This is a genomic window from Novosphingobium sp. NFX11 (genome assembly GCF_057376415.1).
Map to the genome: position 1 here is coordinate 465,526 of NZ_CP080385.1, position 19,876 is coordinate 485,401.

Sequence of the window (19,876 nt, forward strand, 5' to 3'; positions counted from 1 at the left end):
AATATTAGAGTATTCGGCAGCCCATTTGCGTGGTCATGCGATACGATGCAGGCATTGGATCGCCAAGGGGGCTTCGTGATAACCTCTGCACGCCTTACCATCGACCTGGAGGCTCTCGCAGCCAACTATCGCCTTGTCCGCGACCGGGTGGCGCCTGCGCAGGCCGGCGGAGTCGTCAAAGCGGATGGCTACGGCCTCGGTGCAGTTACGGCAGCGCAAACGCTCATGGCTCAGGGTTGCCGCCATCTTTTCGTGGCCCTCTTCAGCGAGGCGGAAGCCCTGCTGCCGAATCTGACGGGCGAGGCGCAAATCTATGTTCTCAACGGTCTGCTTCCGGGGCTGGATGCGCAGTGCGCCGAACTGGGTGCCATCCCGGTGCTCAATTCTCTGGACCAGATCGAGCGCTGGTCCGCTCAGGCGCTCCTGCGAAGCGAGACGCTGCCTGCAGTCCTTCAGGTCGATACCGGCATGTCGCGCATGGGGCTGCCCCCGATGAGATCGCGCGCCTGGTCGTCACGCCGAGCCTGCTCGATGGGATCGAACTGCGCTTCATCATCAGCCATCTCGCTTGTGCCGATGATCCGAATGACCCGGCAAACGCGGCTCAGCAAGCAAGCTTCGAGGCGGTTGCTGCGCAGTTCCCCGATGTTCCCCGAGCACTCGACAACAGCGGGGGAACGTTCCACGCTCGCGGGCATTTCGACCTCGTGCGCGCAGGTATCGCCCTTTACGGCGGGAACCCCGGGACCGGGCCGAACCCGATGCAACCGGTCGTAGGCCTGGAGGCACCGATTGCGCAGCTGCGCACCATCCAACCGGGTACGGGCGTGGGTTATGGTCTGACATTCCATGCCTCGCGCGAGACGCGCATCGCGACGATACCGGTGGGCTATGCCGATGGCTGGCCACGCTGCCTCGGCAATCGCGGTGCGGCCTATATCGCGGGGGTTAGGGCGCCGATCGTCGGGCGGGTGTCGATGGACAGCATCACGCTCGACGTCACCGACGTTCCGACCGAGCACCTGTATCCCGGCGCCCCCGTCGAACTGATAGGCCCGAACCAGACTGTCGATCAGGTCGCATCCGACGCCGGCACGATCTCCTACGAAATCCTCACCCAGCTCAGCCACCGCTACGATCGGGACTATCGCCCCGTCCGAACGCGCGCGCTCGACCGGAGCAACATCGCATGAAGATCGTCATTCTCGGCAGCGGAGTCATCGGCGTCACTTCGGCATGGTATCTGGCCGAGGCGGGGCATGACGTGGTCGTGATCGACCGGCAGGAGGGGCCTGCGCTGGAAACCAGTTTTGCCAATGCCGGAGAGATCTCACCGGGCTATGCCTCGCCATGGGCCGCGCCCGGGATCCCGATGAAGGCGGTGAAATGGCTGATGATGAAGCACGCGCCGCTAATCCTGCGGCCGCACGCCGACATGGCCATGCTGCGCTGGCTTGTCGCCATGCTCGGCAATTGCAATGCGAGAGATTATGCGATCAACAAAAGCCGCATGGTGCGCCTCGCGGAATTCAGCCGTGATTGCCTGATCGCGCTGCGCCGGGAAACCGGTATCCGCTACGACGAGCGCAGCCAAGGCACCTTGCAATTGTTCCGCGAGCAAAAGCAACTCGACGGCATCGGCAAGGACATCGCCGTTCTGAAAGCGGACGGTGTTCCCTTCGAGGTGCTCGACCGCGCTGGCTGCATCGCTGCCGAGCCGGGACTTGCCGCCAGCACCGCGCCGATCGCGGGAGGGTTGCGGCTGCCTAATGACGAGACGGGTGACTGCTTCAAGTTCACCAATGCTCTGGCGGCAATGGCTGCAGCGAAGGGCGTCGAATTCCGCAATGGAATCAACGTTCAACGGCTGGTCGAAGAGAGTGGCCGGATCGTCCGGGTAGAGACGGACAAAGGCACGGTCTCCGCAGATGCCTTCCTTGTCGCGATGGGTAGTTTCTCACCGCAGTTGGTGGCGCCGCTCGGTGTTCGGCTGCCTGTCTACCCGGTCAAGGGGTACTCGTTGACAGTACCGATCATCGACGAGGCGCGGGCGCCCGTCTCGACTCTGCTGGACGAGAGCTTCAAGGTGGCAATCACTCGTCTGGGGGATCGCATCCGTGTAGGTGGAATGGCAGAAATATCAGGTTTTTCCCGTGACTTGCCACCTGAACGGCGCGCCACGCTGGAACATTCGGCGGGGTCGCTGTTCCCCGGCGGGGGCGATCTGGAAGCCGCAAGCTTCTGGTGCGGGCTGCGGCCGATGACGCCCGACAGTACCCCGGTGATCGGTCCGACGCGCATCCCGAACCTGTTCCTCAATACCGGACACGGCACGCTGGGATGGACCATGGCTTGCGGTTCGGCCCACGTCATCACCGACCTCATCGCTGGTCGCCGCCCTGCGATCGAGGCTTCCGATCTTGCGATCAACCGTTATTGAGCGGCACTCAACGGCACTCAAGAGGACCACACATGACGATAACCCGCATCGATCAGGGCGCGCGCATGAGCGAAGCGGTGATCCATGGTGACACCATCTACCTCGCTGGCCAGATCGGCAATCCGGGCGAGAGCGTCGCCGAGCAGACCCGCGTGGCGCTCGCCGAGATCGACGCGCTGCTGGCGCGCACCGGCAGCGATCGCGACCATTTGCTATCGGCCACGATCTGGCTCGCCGACATGGCGGACTTTGCGGAAATGAACGCGGCCTGGGACGCATGGATCGCCGGCCACCCCGCGCCTGCCCGCGCGACCGGCGAGGCGAAGCTGTTCGAACCCGGCTACAAGGTCGAGATCATCATGATCGCCGCCAAGGCGTAACCCAACCCGGCTGCGTCGGGGCGCCTGTCAGGGCAGGCGCTTCAGCGTGGCCAGATCGACCGCGTCGCCCATCGCCTTCAGCCCCGCGTCGTTGGGGTGGAGGTGATCGCCCGGATCGAATTCGGGCCTCAGGTCGGATGGCGCGGCGGGGTTGCGCACGGCCGCCTCGAAATCCACGATCCCGTCGAAGACCCTGCCGCTGCGGATCGCGGCGTTGACCGACTGGCGCACCCGCTCCTTGACCGGCGACATGTACCCGGCGCGCAGGGCCGGGGTCATGGTCCCGCCGATCACCTTGATCCCGAGAGCATGGGCGCGCTCCACGAACTGACGGTAGCCGTAGAGCAGTTGTTCCGCCGTCACCGCGTCGGGGCCGGTTTCCGTACCTGCGCCGATGTCGTTGATGCCTTCGAGGAAGATCACGTGGGTGACGTTCGGAACGCTGGCCACGTCGCGCCAGAAGCGGTCGAGCGCGGAGTTCGCCCGGCCCGCTTTCAACACCCGATTGCCGCTGATCCCCATGTTGACGACGCCGCAACGCTGGGCGGCGGGAAGGAGGCGAGCCGCTCGGCCAGACGGCCGGGCCAACCGCGCGTCTGGGGCGAAAGGCCGAGGAAGCCGTCAGTGATCGAGATCCCCGAAGGCCACCACGGTGCAAGGTGCCTGCGGCGAACGCACCGACACCAGCGAGAGATAGGGCCTGACCTTGATCGGCGTGAAGCTCGCCCCCGGCGTCGCGGGCGCGAAGGCCATCTCCATGCCGAGGTTGGTGCGACCGGGCCGCGTCGGGGTAGAGAAGGTCACGCTGACGATCACGTCCTGCGCATTGTGGAACGGCGCGAGGATCGGATCGCTGATCACCGTTCCACCCTTGGGCAGCGCCACCGCCTGCAATCCCGAGAAGCGGATCGGATGGACCGGGTTCGCCCCGGTCTCCGTCCCCACCGGCCCCGATGGACTCGCGATCGTCACCGCGCCGATCGCGATTGCCTTGTCTCCTTCCGCGTTACTGAAGGTGAGCTGCATTGCATCGCCTGCCTGCGTCAGCCGCACGCGGTAGCGGTAAGTTCCGGCGGGCTGTTCCGGTTCTCCCGTACCACTGTCGGCCGGGGCATAACCCCATGCGCCAGCCCATTTTACAGCTGCGTGGGCCGGAACGGAGATCAGGGCGGCTCCGCAGAGGGCGGCCAGAAACATCTTGGTCTTCATGCCGCCTCTCTTGTCGGAGCAGCCGGGCCACTGTCCAGCCCCTTTGGAGGGTTGTGATGCGGTGAGGGTAGGTGTGACGCCCTCCGTCTCCGCATCCCCTTGTTCATTGCGAAGCCCTAAGGGCCGAGGCAATCCAGGGCAATTGCCAGCCGGCCGCCGCTTACTTCTTCGCCGCCGGGACCACATCCTTGGGAGCCCTGAACCGTGAGCGGATCAGGTCGACCTCGACCGGAACGGCGGCCAAGGTCGCAATGCCTGCCAGCAGGGCAATTGCGGAAACATGCACCGGTATTCCCATTTCATATGGCGGCAAGCGCGTACAGGTCGCGACGTTTCGCGAAGTCTTCCAGATCGAATCTGACTGCCATGACGAGGAGCCGGATCAGGAGATCAGACGCGGAACGGACATCGTACGGATCGAGAAGCGCGCATCGGGATGCTCCACGCCGTCACGGTGAGCGTCTCGCTGCTGCACGACACCGTTCTTGCCGAAGCCCTCGACCACCGGGCGGTCGGTCTTGCTCGACAGCCAGAGGCGCAGGAGATGGCGCTTGCGCTGGGGTTCGGGCCAGTCGAAGAACTCGGTGCGCGAATGGAGCGCGGCGTAGTTCGACAGCCACTGGATGTCTCCGGGCCGGAAGTCCATGGCGATCGCCATGCCCGGCTCGTACGTGATCTCGTCGAAGAGGCGTAGCACTTCCAGCTGGTCCTCGGTCAGCTTCGGCACGCCGGGGTACTCTTGCGCCGTCACGATGTAGAGCGAGCCTGCGTACATCGAGAACACCCCGTCCTCGACGCTCACCACCGGGGAGGTATAGGTATCGGCCGGAGCCTCCTGGTCCTGTCGCCGCCAGTCCCAGTGGAACGGCTCCAGCAGTAGATGCGCAAGGTCCGGTCGGCGGCGCAGGATTTCGTTGTAGATCTCCGCGCCCGAGACCAGACACGACAGTCCGCCCTCGCGGGCGCCGCGCAGGCACATCAGCGCCACGATGTCCGAACTGTCGGAATGATAGACCAGCTTGTCGCGCACCTTGGAGGACTTCGCAGTGGGATCGTCCATCGTCTTGTCGCTGGTGGCGTAGACGTGGTCGAGCAGGTCGCCCATCTCGTTCTGGCGGATCGGATCGCCCATGTGCAGGCCGAGCACGTAGTAGATCGCGCAGGATAGTGCGTCCGAATAAAGGTCCGAGCGCAGCCCGCGCACCAACACGAAGCCGCGTCCGAAATCCACGTCGTCCCGCCATGCAGCCACCGCTTCTGCACAGGCGAGCAGCGGGTAGTCCTGTGCCTGTACGAAGCGAAGGTCCGGGTCGTCCTCGAGGAAGCGCTTTCCCAGCGTTTCCAGTTCGGCGAGCTGGGCCGCATCGAGTTCGTAGACCCACTCCTGCCCCTCCATGAGACGGTCCCCGCGCCACGCGGCGGCGGTCAGCACGGGGCCAAGAGCGGAAGAACGGACTTCGGCGACGGTCATGCGGCATGTCTCCTGTGACGAGTAGCGGCACTCTAGGCATGACAGCAAAGCGATGTCTTGATGCTGGACGCACGCGAACGTGCGCGAAAACACCCTGAGGACCAACGCCGTAACCCGTTTCTGTGCACTGATTTCGGTTCAAACCCTGCGCATCGGGCTGATTTACGTTGACTAAGTGATTTTTTGTATACTAAAAATGCAAAATGTAGCCGTGTTGATTCGACGGCTCACCGGGAGCTTATGCGATGGCGGCGAATGCTGCGCTGGAAGACAATTACGCCGGAGCATTCGGCGGCAAGGCCGGTTTCGGGCAGCGCCCGGCGTTGATCCTGATCGATTTCGTCGAAGCCTACTTCGCTCCCGACAGCCCCCTCTATGCCGGGGTCGAGACCGCGCTTGCATCGGCGCTGCGGATACGCAAGGCCGCTCGGGTGGCAGGCGTGCCGGTGATCCTGACCAACGTGATTTATCATCCCGGCGGCGTCGACGGCGGCCGCTTCTTCGAGAAAGTGCCCGCGCTCGAGGCTTTCGTAGCAGGCAACCCGATGGGGGCATGGCCCAAGGGGCTGGAGCCGCAGACGGACGAGATCGTGCTGTCCAAGCAGTACCCCAGCGCGTTCTTCGGAACTTCGCTGGCCGCGACGCTGACCGCGCGGGGCATCGACCAGGTGATCCTCGGCGGCCTGTCCACCAGCGGCTGCGTGCGCGCGACTTGCGTGGATGCCATGTCGCACGGCTTCCGCACCGCCGTCGTCGCCGACGCCTGCGGCGATCGCCATCCCGAGCCGCACAAGGCCAACCTCTTCGACATGAACGCGAAATATGCAGACGTCGTCTCGGAAGAGGCGATCATCACCTATCTGTCCGAACTGGAGACCATTCGATGACCGCGATCGAGATCGTCGAAGTTGCCCCGCGCGACGGCTTGCAGAACGAGAAAGTTCTCGTCTCGCTGGAAGACAAGGCCGAACTGATCCGCCGCCTGATCGACTGCGGCGCCCGCCGGATCGAGGTCGGCAGCTTCGTGAACCCCAAGAAGGTGCCGCAGATGGCGGGCACTGACGAACTCCTCGCCATGCTGCCGCGCCGGGGCGACCTGACGTACGTGGGCCTCGTCATGAACATGCGCGGGCTGGAGCGCGGTCTCGCCGCCGGTATCGACGAAGCGGGCGCGGTCTGCGTCTCGACCGACGGTTTCGCGATGCGCAACCAGGGCCAGACCAGCGACGAATCCATCGCCGTCGCCTCCGAAATCGTGCAGGCCGCCAAGGCAGCGGGCAAGAGCGGTCAGGTGACCATCGGCGCCGCGTTCGGCTGCCCGTTCGAAGGCGAAGTGCCCGCCGAACGCGTCGTCGCCATGGCCCGCAAGCTCGCCGAAGTGGCCCCGCGCGAGATCGCGCTAGCCGACACCATCGGCGTCGCCGTGCCCGCCCAGGTATCGCGCCTCGTAACCCAAGTGCGCGAGGCGATCGGCGGCATTCCGGTCCGCGTCCACCTCCACAACACGCGCAACACCGGCATCGCCAATGCCTGGGCCGCGATCGAGGCGGGGGCGACCACGCTCGACGCCGCGCTTGGCGGGATCGGCGGCTGTCCCTTCGCGCCCAACGCCACCGGCAACATCGCCACCGAAGACCTGCTCTACATGCTGGATCGCTCGGATGTCGCGACCGGCTACGACCTTGCTGCCGCGATCGGCCACGCCAAGTGGCTGGAAACGATCATGAACAAGCCCCTTCCCGCAATGGTGAGCCGCGCCGGCTCGTTCCCGCAGACCATCGAACAGAAAGCCTGACCGCCATGGACACCCCTAACACCGGAGCCTTGACCGACATCCGCGTGGTCGAACTCGGCCAGCTCATCGCAGGGCCGTTCTGCGGCCAGTTGCTGGGCGACATGGGCGCCGAAGTCATCAAGGTCGAACCGCCGCAGATCGACGGGAAAGGCGGCGGCGACCCCATGCGCAACTGGGGCCACGGCGACGCCAAGCTGTGGTGGGAAGTGGTCGCCCGCAACAAGAAGTCGGTCAGCGCCAACTTGCGCGTGCCCGAAGGTCAGGAGATCGTGCGCAAGCTCGTCGCCCACGCCGACATCCTGATCGAGAACTTCAAGCCCGGCACCATGGAAAAGTGGGGCCTCGGCCCGGACGTGCTGCATGAGATCAACCCGCGCCTGATCATCGTGCGCGTTTCGGGCTACGGCCAGACCGGGCCGTATTCCTCGCGCGCGGGCTTCGGCGGCATCGGCGAGGCCATGGGCGGATGGCGCTACATCGTCGGCGATCCCGACCGCGCGCCGAGCCGCATGGGCGTCTCCATCGGTGACAGCCTTGCCGCGACTTACGGCTGCATGGGCGCGCTGGCCGCGCTCCACGCCCGCGAGCGCACCGGCAAGGGCCAGGTGGTGGACAGCGCGCTCTACGAGGCGGTGCTGCAGGTCATGGAGAGCCTGGTGCCCGAGTACATGGTTTCCGACCATGTCCGCAAGCGTACCGGCTCGATCCTTGAAGGTATCGCGCCGTCGAACGTCTATCCCACCAGCGACGGCGAGTACCTGATCGGCGCTAATCAGGACGCGATCTTCAAGCGGCTGTGTCAGGCCATGGGCCGCCCCGAACTCGGCACCGACGAGCGCTATGCGACCCACGTGGCACGCGGCGAGCGCCAGACCGAGTTGGACGATCTCATCTCCGATTGGACCCGCACGCTGACGGTGGACGAACTGGAGGAGAAGATGATCGAATTCTCGATCCCCGCCGGCAAGATCTACCGGGCGCCGGAGATGCTGTCCGACCCGCACTTCGCCGCGCGCGAGGCGCTGATCGACGTCGAGCATCCGCAGTGGGGTTCGTTCAAGATGCAAAACGCCTTCCCCAAGCTCTCGGCGACGCCGTCTTCGGTTCGCCGCCGCGCGCCGCTGGAGATCGGGCAGGACAATGCCGAGATCTACGGCGACCTGCTGGGCATGAGCGAGGACGAAATCGCGGCCCTGAAGGCCGGCGCGGCGATCTGATCACTATCCTCCCCGTTCCGCAGGAATGGGGAGGGGGACCGCCCGCGAAGCGGGTAGTGGAGGGGGATAACCCCTCCGGCAGCCCTGCGGGTGCTACCTCCCCATCGCTGCGGGACAGGGAGGATAAGGGGGCAATCACCCCTCCGCAGGCTCCAGCCTGGCGTGAAGCGCGCGGCGAATGTGCGCCGTCATCAGCGCTTCGGCCCAGTCGGGATCGCGCTGGGCCAGGGCGGTCGTGATCTCGACGTGCTCGCGGTAGCTGCGCAGCAGTTGCTCGCGGCTGTAGGCGCGCACCGTCTGCTGTACCACCGGCTGCAACACCAGCTTGCCGAGCAGCGAGGCGAGGCGGTCGGAGGCCGCCGTCTCCAGGATCAGCGCGTGGAAGCGGGCATTGGCGGCAAGGTAGGCGGGCAGGTCGAAGTCTAGCGCCTCGATCACCGTACGCATCGCCTCGTTCGCGGCGTTCAAGCCGGAGATGACGCTCGCGTTGGCGCGGGTGGCGGCGCGGCGGACGGCGTAGGCTTCGAGCATGCCGCGCAGCACGAAGACTTCTTCCAGATCGTCGTTGTTCCACTCGGCGACGAAGGAGCGCTGGCTGTCGGTGCGGCGGACGAAAAGTTCGGCCTCAAGCTGGCGGATCGCGGCGCGAACCGGGGTGCGCGAGACACCGCACAAGGTCGCCAGTTCCTCTTCCTTCAGCTGCGTGCCGGGCGCGAGTTCGCCTGACAGGATGCGGCTGCGCAGCTCTTCGTAGGCCTGATCGCTGGCTTTCGACACTCAAAACCTTCCCGGCACACAACGGCACTCAACGGCACACAAGGGGGCCACAGCGTTACCTTAACCTCCGCGAACGACGGCTTCGATGCGCACGGCAACCCTCACGATGATATGCCAACGGAGGTCTTGGAGAAAGTGCTTTGTATACTAAATAGTCCTCCTCTCGTCATTGCGAGCATAGCGAAGCAATCCAGGCAGTTCTGTGTCGCCCTGGATTGCTTCGCTATGCTCGCAATGATGGAAGTGGGGTTCTACCACCGCCCTCCCAGCGCGCGGAACAGATCGACTTGCGCGAAGGCGACCTCGCGTTTCGCGGCTGCGGAATCCGCTTCGGCGCTCGCCAGCGTGCGCTGGGCGTCGAGGACGTTGAGCGCATCGATCTGGCCCCGGCTCTGGCGGGCGAGGCTGACGTTGGCCGCGCGGTTCGCCGCGTCGCGTGAGGCGGCGAGGCGTTCCTGCCGGAGCAGGGCGTTGCGGTAGGCGGACAGGGCCGTCTCGGTTTCGCCCAGCGCGGTCAGCACGGTGCCGTCGAAGGTGGCGAGGTCGGCCTTGGCGTCGGCCTTGCTTTCGTTGATGCGGGCGCGGATCGCTTCCTGGTTGGGGAAGGCCCACGAGATCAGCGGGCCGAGCAGCCAGCGCAGCGGGCCGCCGCCGAACACGTCGGTCGCGCCGACCGCCGTGGTGCCGATCGAGCCGCCCAGCGTGATGCGCGGGTAGAGGTCCGCCGTCGCCACGCCGATGCGCGCGGTGTCGGCGGCGAGGCGGCGCTCGGCGGCCTTCACGTCGGGGCGGCGGGCGAGCAGCGTGGCGCCGTCGCCGACCGGGATGGGGGTGGCGACGTTGGGGGTGGTGTCGCGGGCGATCACGCTGTCGGGCAAGTCTTGCGGGGTGCGGCCGGTCAGGACGGCGATGCGGAACAGGGCGGCGTCGCGGCGGGCCTGAAGCGTCGGGATGGCGGCAGCCTGCGCCTCGCGCAGTTGGGTGACGCGGATGACGTCCAGCTTCTGGTTGAGGCCGCGTTCGAAGCGGGCATTGGTGATACGCTCCGAGCGGGCGAGCAGGTCGACGGTGCGCTGGGCGACGTCGATCTGTTCGTTGGCGCTGGTGGCGTCGACATAGGCGCGCACGGTGTCGGCGACCACCGTGACACGCACCGCGTCGGCGTCCTCCTGCGCGGCGGCGAGGTCCGCGCGCGAGGCTTCGATACCGCGCTTGACGCGGCCGAACAGGTCCACCTCGTAGTTCACCGAGAGCCCGCCATCGACCCGGCGGCCCTCGCGGTCGAAGCCGGGCAGCACCTGGCTTTCCGACACGCGGCCGTACGTGCCGGTGGCGCTGAGGTCGGTGGAGGGCAGGCGGTCGGCGCGCGATCCGCGCAAGGTGGCGCGGGCCTTCTCGATGCGCGCCACGGCGACACGGATGTCGGTGTTGGCGGCCAGCGCGTCGGTGACGAGGGCGTTCAGCGCCGGGTCGTTGTAGAGCTTCCACCAGGTGTCGTCGGGGGCCGCCGTGGTGACGTCCGCGCTTTGCACGCCGACGAACGGGGCCTCGGCCGAAGCGGGCGGGGTCGGGGCCACATGGTCCGGCCCGACGGCGCAGGCGGAAAGGGCGGTGGCGGCGAGGAGGGCCGCTAAAGTCTGCTTCATCATCGGATATGTCCTGTGTCGATGAAATCGTGAGGTGGGCGGCCGTGCTTCGACAAGCTCAGCATGAGCGGAGGTTGGGGGATTTCGCGAAGCCTTGGGCGAGGGGGCGGGATAAATCCCAACCCCGCTCGCCCTGAGCTTGTCGAAGGGCCTCGGCGCCGCCCTTGCGTTACTCAGCCGGAACCGCGTGGAGGTCCGCGTGAGCCCCGCGCGGACGGCGGCGCAGCTTTTCCGCCAGACCCCGGCATACCACGTAGAACGTGGGCGTGAACAGCAGCCCGAAGCCGGTGACGCCGGTCATGCCGAAGAACACCGCCGTGCCCAGCGCCTGCCGCAGTTCCGCGCCGGCGCCTTGCGCGATCACCAGCGGGACTGCGCCCAGGATGAACGCGAAGCTGGTCATCAGGATCGGACGCAGGCGGGTCTGCGCGGCGTAGACGGCCGCCTCGACGATGCCCATGCCCTGTTCCTCCTCGGCCTGCTTGGCGAATTCGACCACGAGGATCGCGTTCTTGGCCGCCAGCGCGATCAGCACGACGAGGCCGATCTGGGTGAGGATGTTGTTGTCCATGCCCCGCAGGTTCACGCCCGCCATGGCCGCGAAGAGGCACATCGGCACGATCAGCACGATCGCCAGCGGCAAGGTCAGGCTTTCATACTGCGCGGCCAGCACGAGGAAGACGAAGACCACGGCCATGCCGAAGACGATCGCCGCCGTGTTGCCCGCCGTCACCTGCTGGTAGGCGATGCCGGTCCATTCGAAGCTGTAGCCCGAGGGGAGCGTCTCGTTCGCGACCTTCTCCATGGTGGAGAGGGCCTGTCCGGTCGAGAAGCCAGGCGCCACGCTGCCGTCGACTTCCACGGCGGGGTGCAGGTTGTAGCGCACCACGCGGTAGGGGCCGGTCTTGTCCTGGAAGGTGGCGACCGAACCGATCGGCACCATCGCGCCGGAGTTCGAGCGGGTCTTCAGGTTGGCAAGGTCGGCGATCGAGCCGCGGCTGCCCTGATCCGCCTGCGCGGTGACGCGGAAGGTGCGGCCGAGCAGGTTGAAGTCGTTCACGTAAGCCGAGCCGAGGTAGACCTGCAGCGTCTCGAACACGCGCTCGGGCGGGATGCCGAGCATGTCGGCCTTGCGGCGGTCGATGTCGGTGAACACGCGCGGGGTGTCCTGGTTGAACAGGGTGTAGACCTGCGCCAGATCCTTCTGCTGGTTGGCCTTGCCGATCACGCCGCCCGCCGCCTTGGCGAGTTCGGTGTAGCCGCGACCTTCGTTGTCCTCCACGATCATGCGGTAGCCGCCCGGGGGGACGATGCCGTTGATGGTCGGCGGCGGAATGACGAGGACCATGGCCTTGTCGTAGCCCTTCAGGGCCTCCTGTGCCTGCGCCATGATCTCTGCGCCGGTCACGCCCAGTTCCTTGCGCTCCTCGAAGCTCTTGAACGGGAAGTAGATCGCGGCCGAATCCGGCGATGCGGTGCGCGAGGGGCCGTGGAAGCCGGCGAACATCACCGCGCCGCGAATGCCCTTGATTGGCAGGAGACGCTTGGCGATGTCCTTGGTCACTTCATCCGTGCGCTCCAGCGAGGAGCCCGAGGGCAGGAACGCGGCGGCAAGGAAGTAGCCCTGGTCCTGCTGCGGGATGAAGCCGGTCGGCGTCGCCCAGAACAGGCCCACGGTTCCGGCGATGAGGGCGGCATAGGTCGCCATCATGCGCGTGGGGGCCTTGACCAGACGCAGGGTGAGGCGCGCGTAGCTGGCGCTCATGCGGTCGAAGCCGTGGTTGAACTTGTCCGCGCCCGACTGGAGCACGCGGCGCCAGCGGGGAGCTTCGGGTCCGACCCGCTCCTTGTGCTTGAGCAGCAGCGCGGCCATCGCGGGCGAGAGCGTCAGCGACAGCACCAGCGAGATCACCGTGGCGGTCGAGATCGTCACTGCGAACTGCTTGTAGAACTGGCCCGAGATGCCGGTGATGAACAGCGTCGGCACGAACACCGCGCAGAGGACCAGCACGATCGCCACCAGCGCGCCGGACACTTCGTCCATCGAGCGGCGGGCGGCTTCGAGCGGGGTCAGGCCCTCCTCGATGTAGCGCTCCACGTTCTCGACCACGACGATCGCGTCGTCGACGACGATGCCGATGGCGAGCACGAGGCCGAACAGCGAGAGGTTGTTGAGCGAATAGCCCACCGCCATCAGCATGATCGCGGTGCCGACCAGCGAGACCGGGATCGCGAGGATCGGGATGATCGCCGCGCGCCAGTTCTGCAGGAACACCAGGATCACGAGGACGACGAGGATCACCGCCTCGAACAGCGTGTGGTACACCGCGTCGATCGACTGGCCGATGAACTCGGTGGGGTTGTAGATGACCGAGTATTCAAGCCCCTTGGGGAACTTGGCCTGCATGGCGTCCATCTCGGAACGCACCAGCTTGGCGGTTTCGAGCGCGTTGGAGCCGGGGCGCTGCATCACCGCCATGACGACGGTAGGGTTGCCCGAAAGGTAGGTGTTGGTGGTGTAGTCCTGCGCGCCCAGTTCCACGCGGGCGACATCGCGCACGCGGACCTGATGGCCGTCCGCATCGGTGCGCACGATGATGTCGGCGAACTGCTGCGGCTCGGTCAGGCGGCCCTGCGCCTCGACGCCGATCTGGTAGGCGTTGCCCTTGTCGAACGGGGGCGCACCGATGGCACCCGCCGAAATCTGCACGTTCTGCGCGCGCAGGGCGGCGACGATCTCGCCGGCGGTCAGGTTGAGCTGCGCGGCGCGGCCCGGATCGATCCAGATGCGCATGCCGTAGTCGCGCGCGCCGAAAGTCTGGACGTCGCCCACGCCGTCGAGACGGGCGAGGCGGTCCTTCACTTGGGTCAGCGCATAATTGGAGATGTAGTCGCGGTCGTACGTGCCGTCGGGCGACTGCAGGTTGACCACCATCAGGAAGTCCGGGCTGGCCTTCTTGGTGACCACGCCCATCGAGCGCACTGCGTCGGGAAGGCGCGGTTCGGCGATGGCGACGCGGTTCTGCACCAGCACCTGCGCGGCGTCGAGGTCGGTGCCGATCTTGAAGGTGACGGTGATCGTCACCTTGCCGTCGCCGGTCGACTGCGAGTCCATGTAGAGCATGTTGTCGACGCCGTTGATCTCCTGCTCGATCGGAGCGGCGACGGTGTCGGCGACGGTCTCGGCCGAGGCGCCGGGATACTGCGCGTTGACCGTGACGGTGGGCGGAACGATGTCCGGGTACTGGCTCACCGGCAGGCCGATGAACGCGATGGCGCCGACGATGGTGATGATCACCGCGACGACGCCCGCGAAGATCGGACGGTCGATGAAGAAGCGGGAAAGTCGCATTGGGAGTGCCCCTGATGGGCGCGCGTCAGTCCGGGCTGCGGGCGGTGTGCCTGCAACTTGGGAAGCCGGGCGCGCCGGTTGGCGCGAAAGTCGGGTAAGCGGAGCCCCGGCGCCCTTTGCTGGGGACGCATGGGTTCCGCGCAAAACTCCCGTCATCCCCGCGAAGGCGGGGACCCATCTGATGCCCGTTCGACAGGCACCGGCAGGAGATGGGTTCCCGCCTTCGCGGGAATGACGGGTCTGTTACTGTGCAGTCATCAGTTGAACGTCGCCTGCGCCGCCGCCGGCTCGGCCGGCGCCGGAGCGCTTTCGACCTTGCCGCGCTCGATCCGGCCCACCTTGGTAGTCACCTTGGTGCCCGGGATCGCCGCTTGGTAGTTCGAGACGATCACCGAATCGCCCGCATCCAGCCCGGAACGGATCACGCGCAGGTCGTCCACCAGCGGCCCGACCTCGACCGGCTTGGCGGCGACGGTGCCGTCCTTGCCGACGACCATCACCACCTTGCGGGTCTGGTCCGAACGCACGGCGGCGTCGGGAACCAGCGTCGCCTTGACGGTTCCGCCATTGGCGAGGCGCATGTTGCCGAACATGCCAGGCGTCAGGAAACCGTCCTTGTTGTCGAGGCTGGCGCGGATGCGGATGGTGCCGGAGCTGGGGTTCAACCCGTTGTCGGTGAAGTCCAGCTTGCCCTTCCAGCGATAGGCGGCTTCGTCCTGAAGACGCACCTCCACGTCGGAAGTGGCGCCCTTGGCCTTGTCGCGCTGCGCCTTGAGGAACAGCGATTCAGAGGCGTCGAAGGTGAAGTAGATCGGGCTGACGGCGTTGATCGTGGTCAGCAGCGTGGCGTTCGCCCCGGCATCGCCCGAGACGAGGTTGCCCGCGTCCACCCGGCGATCCGACACGCGGCCCGAGATCGGCGCGCGCACGGTGGCGAATTCCACATCGAGGCTGCGCGAACGCACCCGCGCCTGAGCCGCCGCAAGAGCAGCCTCGGCGGCACGGACGCGCGAGCGCAGGTTGTCGACTTCGCTGGCGGCCATCGCCTCGTCCCCGGTCAGACCGGCGACGCGAGCATAGTCCGAACGGGCGAGCGCGAGGGTGGCGCTGGCCGAAGCCGCATCCGCCCGCGCTTCGGCGAGCGAGGCGGCGTAAGGGCGCGGATCGACCACGAACAGCGCCTGTCCGGCCTGCACGTAGTCACCGTCCCTGAACAGCACCTGGGTAATGGCGCCCGAGACGCGCGGACGCACTTCGACCGTCTTGCTGGGGGCGAAGCGGCCGACATAGTCGTCCCACTCGGTGACGTCCTTCACCAGCGGATGGGCCACCTGCACCAGTGCGGGCGGGGGTAGGGCAGCGGCGGGTTCGGTGCCGCCGATGAACTTCCAGCCAAGCCCGGCGACCGCGACGAGCGCCAGCGCGCCGATGGCGATCTGGGCACGTCGTGATCCGGTGCGCTGCTCGGTGGTCTGTTCGCCGGAAGCGTATTCGGAGGGATTTCGAGTTTGGTCGCGACTGTCACGCGGCGATGCTCCGGAAGGGGCGCGGGTGCGCCCGATGGTGTCGATGACGGCGCCGATCTTGGCCTCGGACCAGCCTGCTGCGCGGGCTTCCTTCAGCGCCGAGACCGGCAGGGTGTAACCATGGTGCCAGGCGCGCACGGCCAGACGGCGCAGCGCTTCGAGGCGTTCGTTCGCCAGCGTGGGCGAGGGCGGCGTAGGGCCGAGGACGAACCGCAGGAACCAGCCGCGCTTGCGCGCCGGTTTCAGCGACTGCATCCCGTCGGTCCGCGCAAGAGCGAGGATGCGCCGCTCGGTAAGGGTCAGCGGCTCGCTGGCGGTGTTGGCCGATGGGGCCAGCGAAATGGGCAGCGCCTGCAGCGCTGCATCGGAAAAGTCGATGAAGGCCATATCCGTGCTCCTGCGTAAGTAGGGCGAGTTCGGGTGTGCCCCGGCGCGCACCCCGGGACAGGGGGAAGGGTGCGCGCCGGGGCGGCTTCCGGCTTGGGGCAGCCGGAAGGATGCGGGTAAGGCTCTCCCGAGGCCGGACACGCGAATGTCCAGTCGTCGGCATGAGCCGGATGTGTGTCATCGAGCCGCTTCCCGGGTGGGAGTGCAACTGTCAGGCGGCCGGTCAGGACCGGTCGGTGATGGGAATACCCGAGGCCGGGGGAGGCGATTCGGGCGGTTCGTTTCTATACCAAGCGGTATATATTCAGGTCCGGGTCACGTCAAGCGGCTTTCTGTACCGCCCGGTAGATTAGGACTCTGGAGAGCGTTTCAAGAGGCTGAACCCGCGTTGAACGAAATTTTTTCCGCAAGTGCGAAATAATGGACGATCTGCCCATTGGACAAATCGCCCAAGCTGTCGAACACGGATTTCCAGCGGAAAACCGGAGTGACGGAGATCGCCGTTAGCGCCCCGGCCACATCGCCAGGAACGTATCCGCAGTACCCTGCAGTTCTTCCGATCCCGCGCCGCCTTGTGCCTTGACCGAAAGGCCCTGCAGCACGGTGGTGAGGCAACCCGCGAGCTTGGTAGGGCAGACGCTGTCAGGCAGGTCGCCTTCGTCGCGCGCTTGCTCGAAGCGCTTGATGACGGCGGCTTCCGAAGAGGCGCGGCGCTTGATGACGTCGGCGCGGATCGAGTCCGCCTCGGGCGTGCAGGCCACGGTGCTGATCACGCCGAGGCAGCCGTGCGGATCTTTCTCGCCGCAGTGAGTCGCCAGCGCGCCGGTCAGCAGCCGTTCGGCCACGCCGCGCGCGGTGGGCGCTTCCAGCGCCTTGCCCATGTAGGCCAGCTTGTCGCGCTCGTAGAGGTCAAGCGTCTTCTTGAAGAGCGCTTCCTTGTTGCCGAAACAGGCATAAAGGCTGGGCTTGGTGATGCCCATCGCCTCGGTCAGTTCCGCCATCGACGCACCCTCGTAACCGCGAGTCCAGAACACCCGGAGCGCGGCCGCAAGGGCCTCGTCAGGGTCGAATTCGCGAGGGCGGCCCCGCGTTGTCACGGAGCCCGCAGAGGGAGCGGAACATTTCATACCGGGCGGTATATAGGTGCGGCCGCAAGCAGAGTCCAGTGTGACAAGTGTGTCATTGAGTTGCCTGCGGCCCCACGCCGTCCGGTTCAGTCGATGGTAAAGCTGGTGGTAGCGATACGGTGCAGCACGGCGACCTTGCCGAGCGTGGTATCCCCGCCGGCTTCGTCCTTCTGCGAGGCCGTCAGCAGGTAGCGGCCCTTGTCGCGGGTGGGCAGGGCGAAGCTACCCTGCGCATCGGTCTTGACCGACTTCGTCCACTTATCCGGCGAGATCACGGTGACTTCTGCATCGGCCACCGGCTTGCCGTCGCGGACGAGATGGAAGCGGTCGCCGCCCGCCGAGACCGGGGCGATTTCCAGCGGCATCACCGCGCGTGCCTCTGAGCGGCCGGCGCGGGCGTAATAGGCGACGCCTTCCTTCTTGCCCTCATCGCCCCAAGGCTCGAACACGGTGTCGTCGTGAGCGCGCACGTCGCCTGCGGGGACGGCGACTTCAAGGTAGCCCGCCTTGCGGGTCAGGGCGGCAGTGCTCGTCGGCAGCAGCTTGGGCGCCTTGAGGTGATGGAATTCGGGATCCCCTTCTCGGGCAGTACTTCGGCTGGTTCGCCGAGGTAAATGCGGGCCGGGCCGGTGCCGTCGCGCTCGATCCACACTTCGTGCGCCTGAACGGCCGGGGCAGCGAAGGCCAACAGCAGCGGGGCAAGTTTCGTGATGGTCATTTCGATCTCCGTTACGTGCCGCCATGCGGCCCTGTTGCAAAGGCGGTGTCGGTGATCGCGCATCTGTACGCAGCAAGCTCGGAATTCCAGCCTTCCGCGTGCCGCTGCGAGTGGCACGGCATCCTCCCTCTCGCTTGCCGTGATAACGATAATGAGAATTATACGCAATACATGGCGCATGCCGGGCTCGGCTGCGACATGCATGGAAAGGGGCCACCGTCACTGACGATGGCTCCTTCCGATCGTGATGCCTGCGCGATCAGCCTGGCAGCATCGTCCCGGTATCGATGTAGCGCTGGTGCCACGACAGTGCTTCGTTCGGCAATGAAGGCGCGTGGCGGCCGTAGCTGCCGTGGTATGCGCGGTCGTAGTAGTCGCGCAGCGCGTCGCGGTACATCGGGTGCGCGCAGTTCTCGATCACCAGCGCGGCGCGCTTGCGCGGGGTCAGGCCGCGCATGTCGGCAAGGCCCTGCTCGGTCACCAGCACCGCCACGTCCTGCATGATGTGATCGACATGCGCCGCCTGCGGCACGATGGCGGAGATCGCGCCGCCCTTTGCGGTCGAGGGTGTCATAAAGATCGAGACATAGGCATTGCGCGCGAAGTCGCCCGAGCCGCCGATGCCGTTCTGGATGCGGCTGCCCATCACGCAGGTCGAGTTGACGTTGCCGTAAATGTCCGCCTCGATCAGCCCGTTCATGGCGATGCAGCCGAGGCGCCGGATCAGTTCGGGGTGGTTGGAGATTTCCTGCGGGCGCAGGATCATCCGGCTGGCATAGCGCGCCATCTCGGCATTGATCCGCTCCGCCGCCTCCGGGGAGAGCGAGAACGCGGTGGCCGAGGCCATGCGCAGTTTCCCTGCATCGATCAGGTCGAGCATGCCGTCCTGGATCACCTCGGTATAGGCGGTCAGGTCGTCGAACGGGCCATTGACGAGGCCGGTCAGCACGGCGTTGGCGATGTTGCCGACACCCGACTGCAGCGGCAGCAGCGATGCGGGCAGGCGGCCCTTCGCCACCTCATGGCTGAGGAACTCGATGATGTGGTCGGCGATCTTCAGGGCGCTGGCATCGGGCGCGGTGAACGGCAGGTTGCGGTCGGGCGCGTCGGTCTCGACGATGGCGACGATCTTGGCCGGATCGCACTGCAGCGTCGCTTGGCCGATCCGGTCGTCCGGACGCACCAGAGGGATCGGCACGCGGGCAGGGGGCAGCGCGGTGCCGTAATAGATGTCGTGCATCCCCTCCAGCGCAGGGTTCTGCCACGCATTGACCTCGAGGATCACCTTGTCGGCACGGTCGAGCCAGGTCTTGTTGTTGCCCACCGAGGACGAGGGAACCAGCGAGCCGTCGGACCGGATCGCGGTCACTTCCACCACCGCGACGTCGAGGGGGCCAAGGAACCCCTGCCACGCCATCGGCGCCACTTGCGACAGGTGCATGTCGAGGTAGTCCATCTCGCCCTTGTTGATCCGTTCGCGCGCGATCGGGTCGGAGTTGTAGGGCAGGCGCAGTTCGATGCCATCGGCCTTGGCCAGCGCGCCGTCGAGTTCCGGGCCGGTCGAGGCGCCGGTCCAGACCTTCACCCGCATCGGGCGACCGGCGGCGTGCTCGCCCTCGATCCGCGCGGCCAGCGCCATCGGCACCGCCTTGGGATAGCCGGAGCCGGTGAAGCCGCTCATGCCCACGGTCTGGCCGTGATGGATAAGCGCGGCGGCGTCGGCTGCGGACATGACCTTGGAACGCAGGTCGGCGCGGGCGATACGATCTGTCATGGAATGCCTCTCAATCTCGGTGACCTTCTGGGGGCCGCCGCTCCCCATTCAATCCGT

Annotated in this window: 16 protein-coding genes and 1 pseudogene; 6 read left to right on the forward strand and 11 right to left on the reverse strand. The window is 66.4% G+C overall.

What is annotated here, in order from left to right; all coding sequences use genetic code 11:
• Positions 1 to 45: 45 nt before the first annotated feature.
• From alr to KZO24_RS19960, 3 genes and pseudogenes are all read left to right on the forward strand, one after another.
• Positions 46 to 1,193 (forward strand): annotated as a pseudogene (alr, locus tag KZO24_RS19950) (alanine racemase).
• The gene (locus KZO24_RS19955) at positions 1,190 to 2,440 is read left to right on the forward strand and encodes a D-amino acid dehydrogenase (RefSeq protein ID WP_271182846.1); all 1,251 of its coding nucleotides are present in this window, start codon (positions 1,190 to 1,192) and stop codon (positions 2,438 to 2,440) included. Before alr ends, KZO24_RS19955 begins: the two are co-directional and overlap by 4 nt.
• Positions 2,441 to 2,472: 32 nt before the next feature.
• The gene (locus tag KZO24_RS19960) at positions 2,473 to 2,820 is read left to right on the forward strand and encodes a RidA family protein (RefSeq protein WP_271182845.1); all 348 of its coding nucleotides are present in this window, start codon (positions 2,473 to 2,475) and stop codon (positions 2,818 to 2,820) included.
• 27 nt (positions 2,821 to 2,847) lie between these two features.
• Here KZO24_RS19960 and KZO24_RS19965 read toward each other — a convergent pair whose 3' ends face one another.
• The 3 genes from KZO24_RS19965 to KZO24_RS19975 form a co-directional block, all read right to left on the reverse strand.
• Positions 2,848 to 3,408, reverse strand: coding sequence for a GDSL-type esterase/lipase family protein (locus KZO24_RS19965; protein ID WP_486487596.1), 561 nt, complete (start codon positions 3,406 to 3,408; stop codon positions 2,848 to 2,850).
• 33 nt (positions 3,409 to 3,441) lie between these two features.
• Entirely contained in the window at positions 3,442 to 4,029 is a 588-nt protein-coding gene (locus KZO24_RS19970) for a hypothetical protein (protein ID WP_486487597.1), read from the reverse strand.
• Between the two features lie 382 nt (positions 4,030 to 4,411).
• A complete protein-coding gene (locus KZO24_RS19975) occupies positions 4,412 to 5,500 on the reverse strand; it encodes a TauD/TfdA family dioxygenase (RefSeq protein WP_271182842.1) in 1,089 nt (362 codons plus the stop codon).
• 245 nt (positions 5,501 to 5,745) lie between these two features.
• Here KZO24_RS19975 and KZO24_RS19980 point away from each other — a divergent pair, with 245 nt between their 5' ends.
• Genes KZO24_RS19980 through KZO24_RS19990 form a run of 3 tightly spaced genes read left to right on the forward strand, consistent with a single transcriptional unit; the run spans position 5,746 to position 8,512 of the window.
• Positions 5,746 to 6,387, forward strand: a complete 642-nt coding sequence (locus tag KZO24_RS19980) for an isochorismatase family protein (RefSeq protein WP_271182841.1) — start codon at positions 5,746 to 5,748, stop codon at positions 6,385 to 6,387.
• A complete protein-coding gene (locus KZO24_RS19985; protein ID WP_271182840.1) occupies positions 6,384 to 7,295 on the forward strand; it encodes a hydroxymethylglutaryl-CoA lyase in 912 nt (303 codons plus the stop codon). Before KZO24_RS19980 ends, KZO24_RS19985 begins: the two co-directional genes overlap by 4 nt.
• 5 nt (positions 7,296 to 7,300) lie before the next feature.
• Entirely contained in the window at positions 7,301 to 8,512 is a 1,212-nt protein-coding gene (locus KZO24_RS19990) for a CaiB/BaiF CoA transferase family protein (RefSeq protein ID WP_271182839.1), read from the forward strand.
• A gap of 135 nt (positions 8,513 to 8,647) precedes the next feature.
• Here the strand turns inward: KZO24_RS19990 and KZO24_RS19995 are convergent, their stop codons facing one another.
• From KZO24_RS19995 to scpC, 8 genes are all read right to left on the reverse strand, one after another.
• On the reverse strand, positions 8,648 to 9,289 hold the full coding sequence (locus tag KZO24_RS19995; RefSeq protein WP_271182838.1) for a GntR family transcriptional regulator: 642 nt from the start codon (positions 9,287 to 9,289) through the stop codon (positions 8,648 to 8,650).
• A 251-nt stretch (positions 9,290 to 9,540) separates the two neighbouring features.
• Entirely contained in the window at positions 9,541 to 10,938 is a 1,398-nt protein-coding gene (locus KZO24_RS20000) for an efflux transporter outer membrane subunit (RefSeq protein ID WP_271182837.1), read from the reverse strand.
• Positions 10,939 to 11,104: 166 nt separating this feature from the next.
• Positions 11,105 to 14,287 (reverse strand): efflux RND transporter permease subunit, encoded by a 3,183-nt coding sequence (locus KZO24_RS20005; RefSeq protein WP_271182836.1) that lies wholly within the window; start codon positions 14,285 to 14,287, stop codon positions 11,105 to 11,107.
• A gap of 257 nt (positions 14,288 to 14,544) precedes the next feature.
• Positions 14,545 to 15,849 (reverse strand): efflux RND transporter periplasmic adaptor subunit, encoded by a 1,305-nt coding sequence (locus tag KZO24_RS20010; protein ID WP_486487735.1) that lies wholly within the window; start codon positions 15,847 to 15,849, stop codon positions 14,545 to 14,547.
• 854 nt (positions 15,850 to 16,703) lie between these two features.
• Entirely contained in the window at positions 16,704 to 17,327 is a 624-nt protein-coding gene (locus tag KZO24_RS20015) for a TetR/AcrR family transcriptional regulator (RefSeq protein ID WP_271182834.1), read from the reverse strand.
• An 86-nt stretch (positions 17,328 to 17,413) separates the two neighbouring features.
• The gene (locus KZO24_RS20020; RefSeq protein WP_486487598.1) at positions 17,414 to 17,797 is read right to left on the reverse strand and encodes a DUF4198 domain-containing protein; all 384 of its coding nucleotides are present in this window, start codon (positions 17,795 to 17,797) and stop codon (positions 17,414 to 17,416) included.
• A 44-nt stretch (positions 17,798 to 17,841) separates the two neighbouring features.
• Positions 17,842 to 18,045, reverse strand: a complete 204-nt coding sequence (locus KZO24_RS20025; protein WP_486487599.1) for a hypothetical protein — start codon at positions 18,043 to 18,045, stop codon at positions 17,842 to 17,844.
• A 259-nt stretch (positions 18,046 to 18,304) separates the two neighbouring features.
• Positions 18,305 to 19,819 (reverse strand): succinyl-CoA:acetate CoA-transferase ScpC, encoded by a 1,515-nt coding sequence (gene scpC / locus KZO24_RS20030; RefSeq protein WP_271182832.1) that lies wholly within the window; start codon positions 19,817 to 19,819, stop codon positions 18,305 to 18,307.
• Between the last annotated feature and the right edge of the window lie 57 nt (positions 19,820 to 19,876).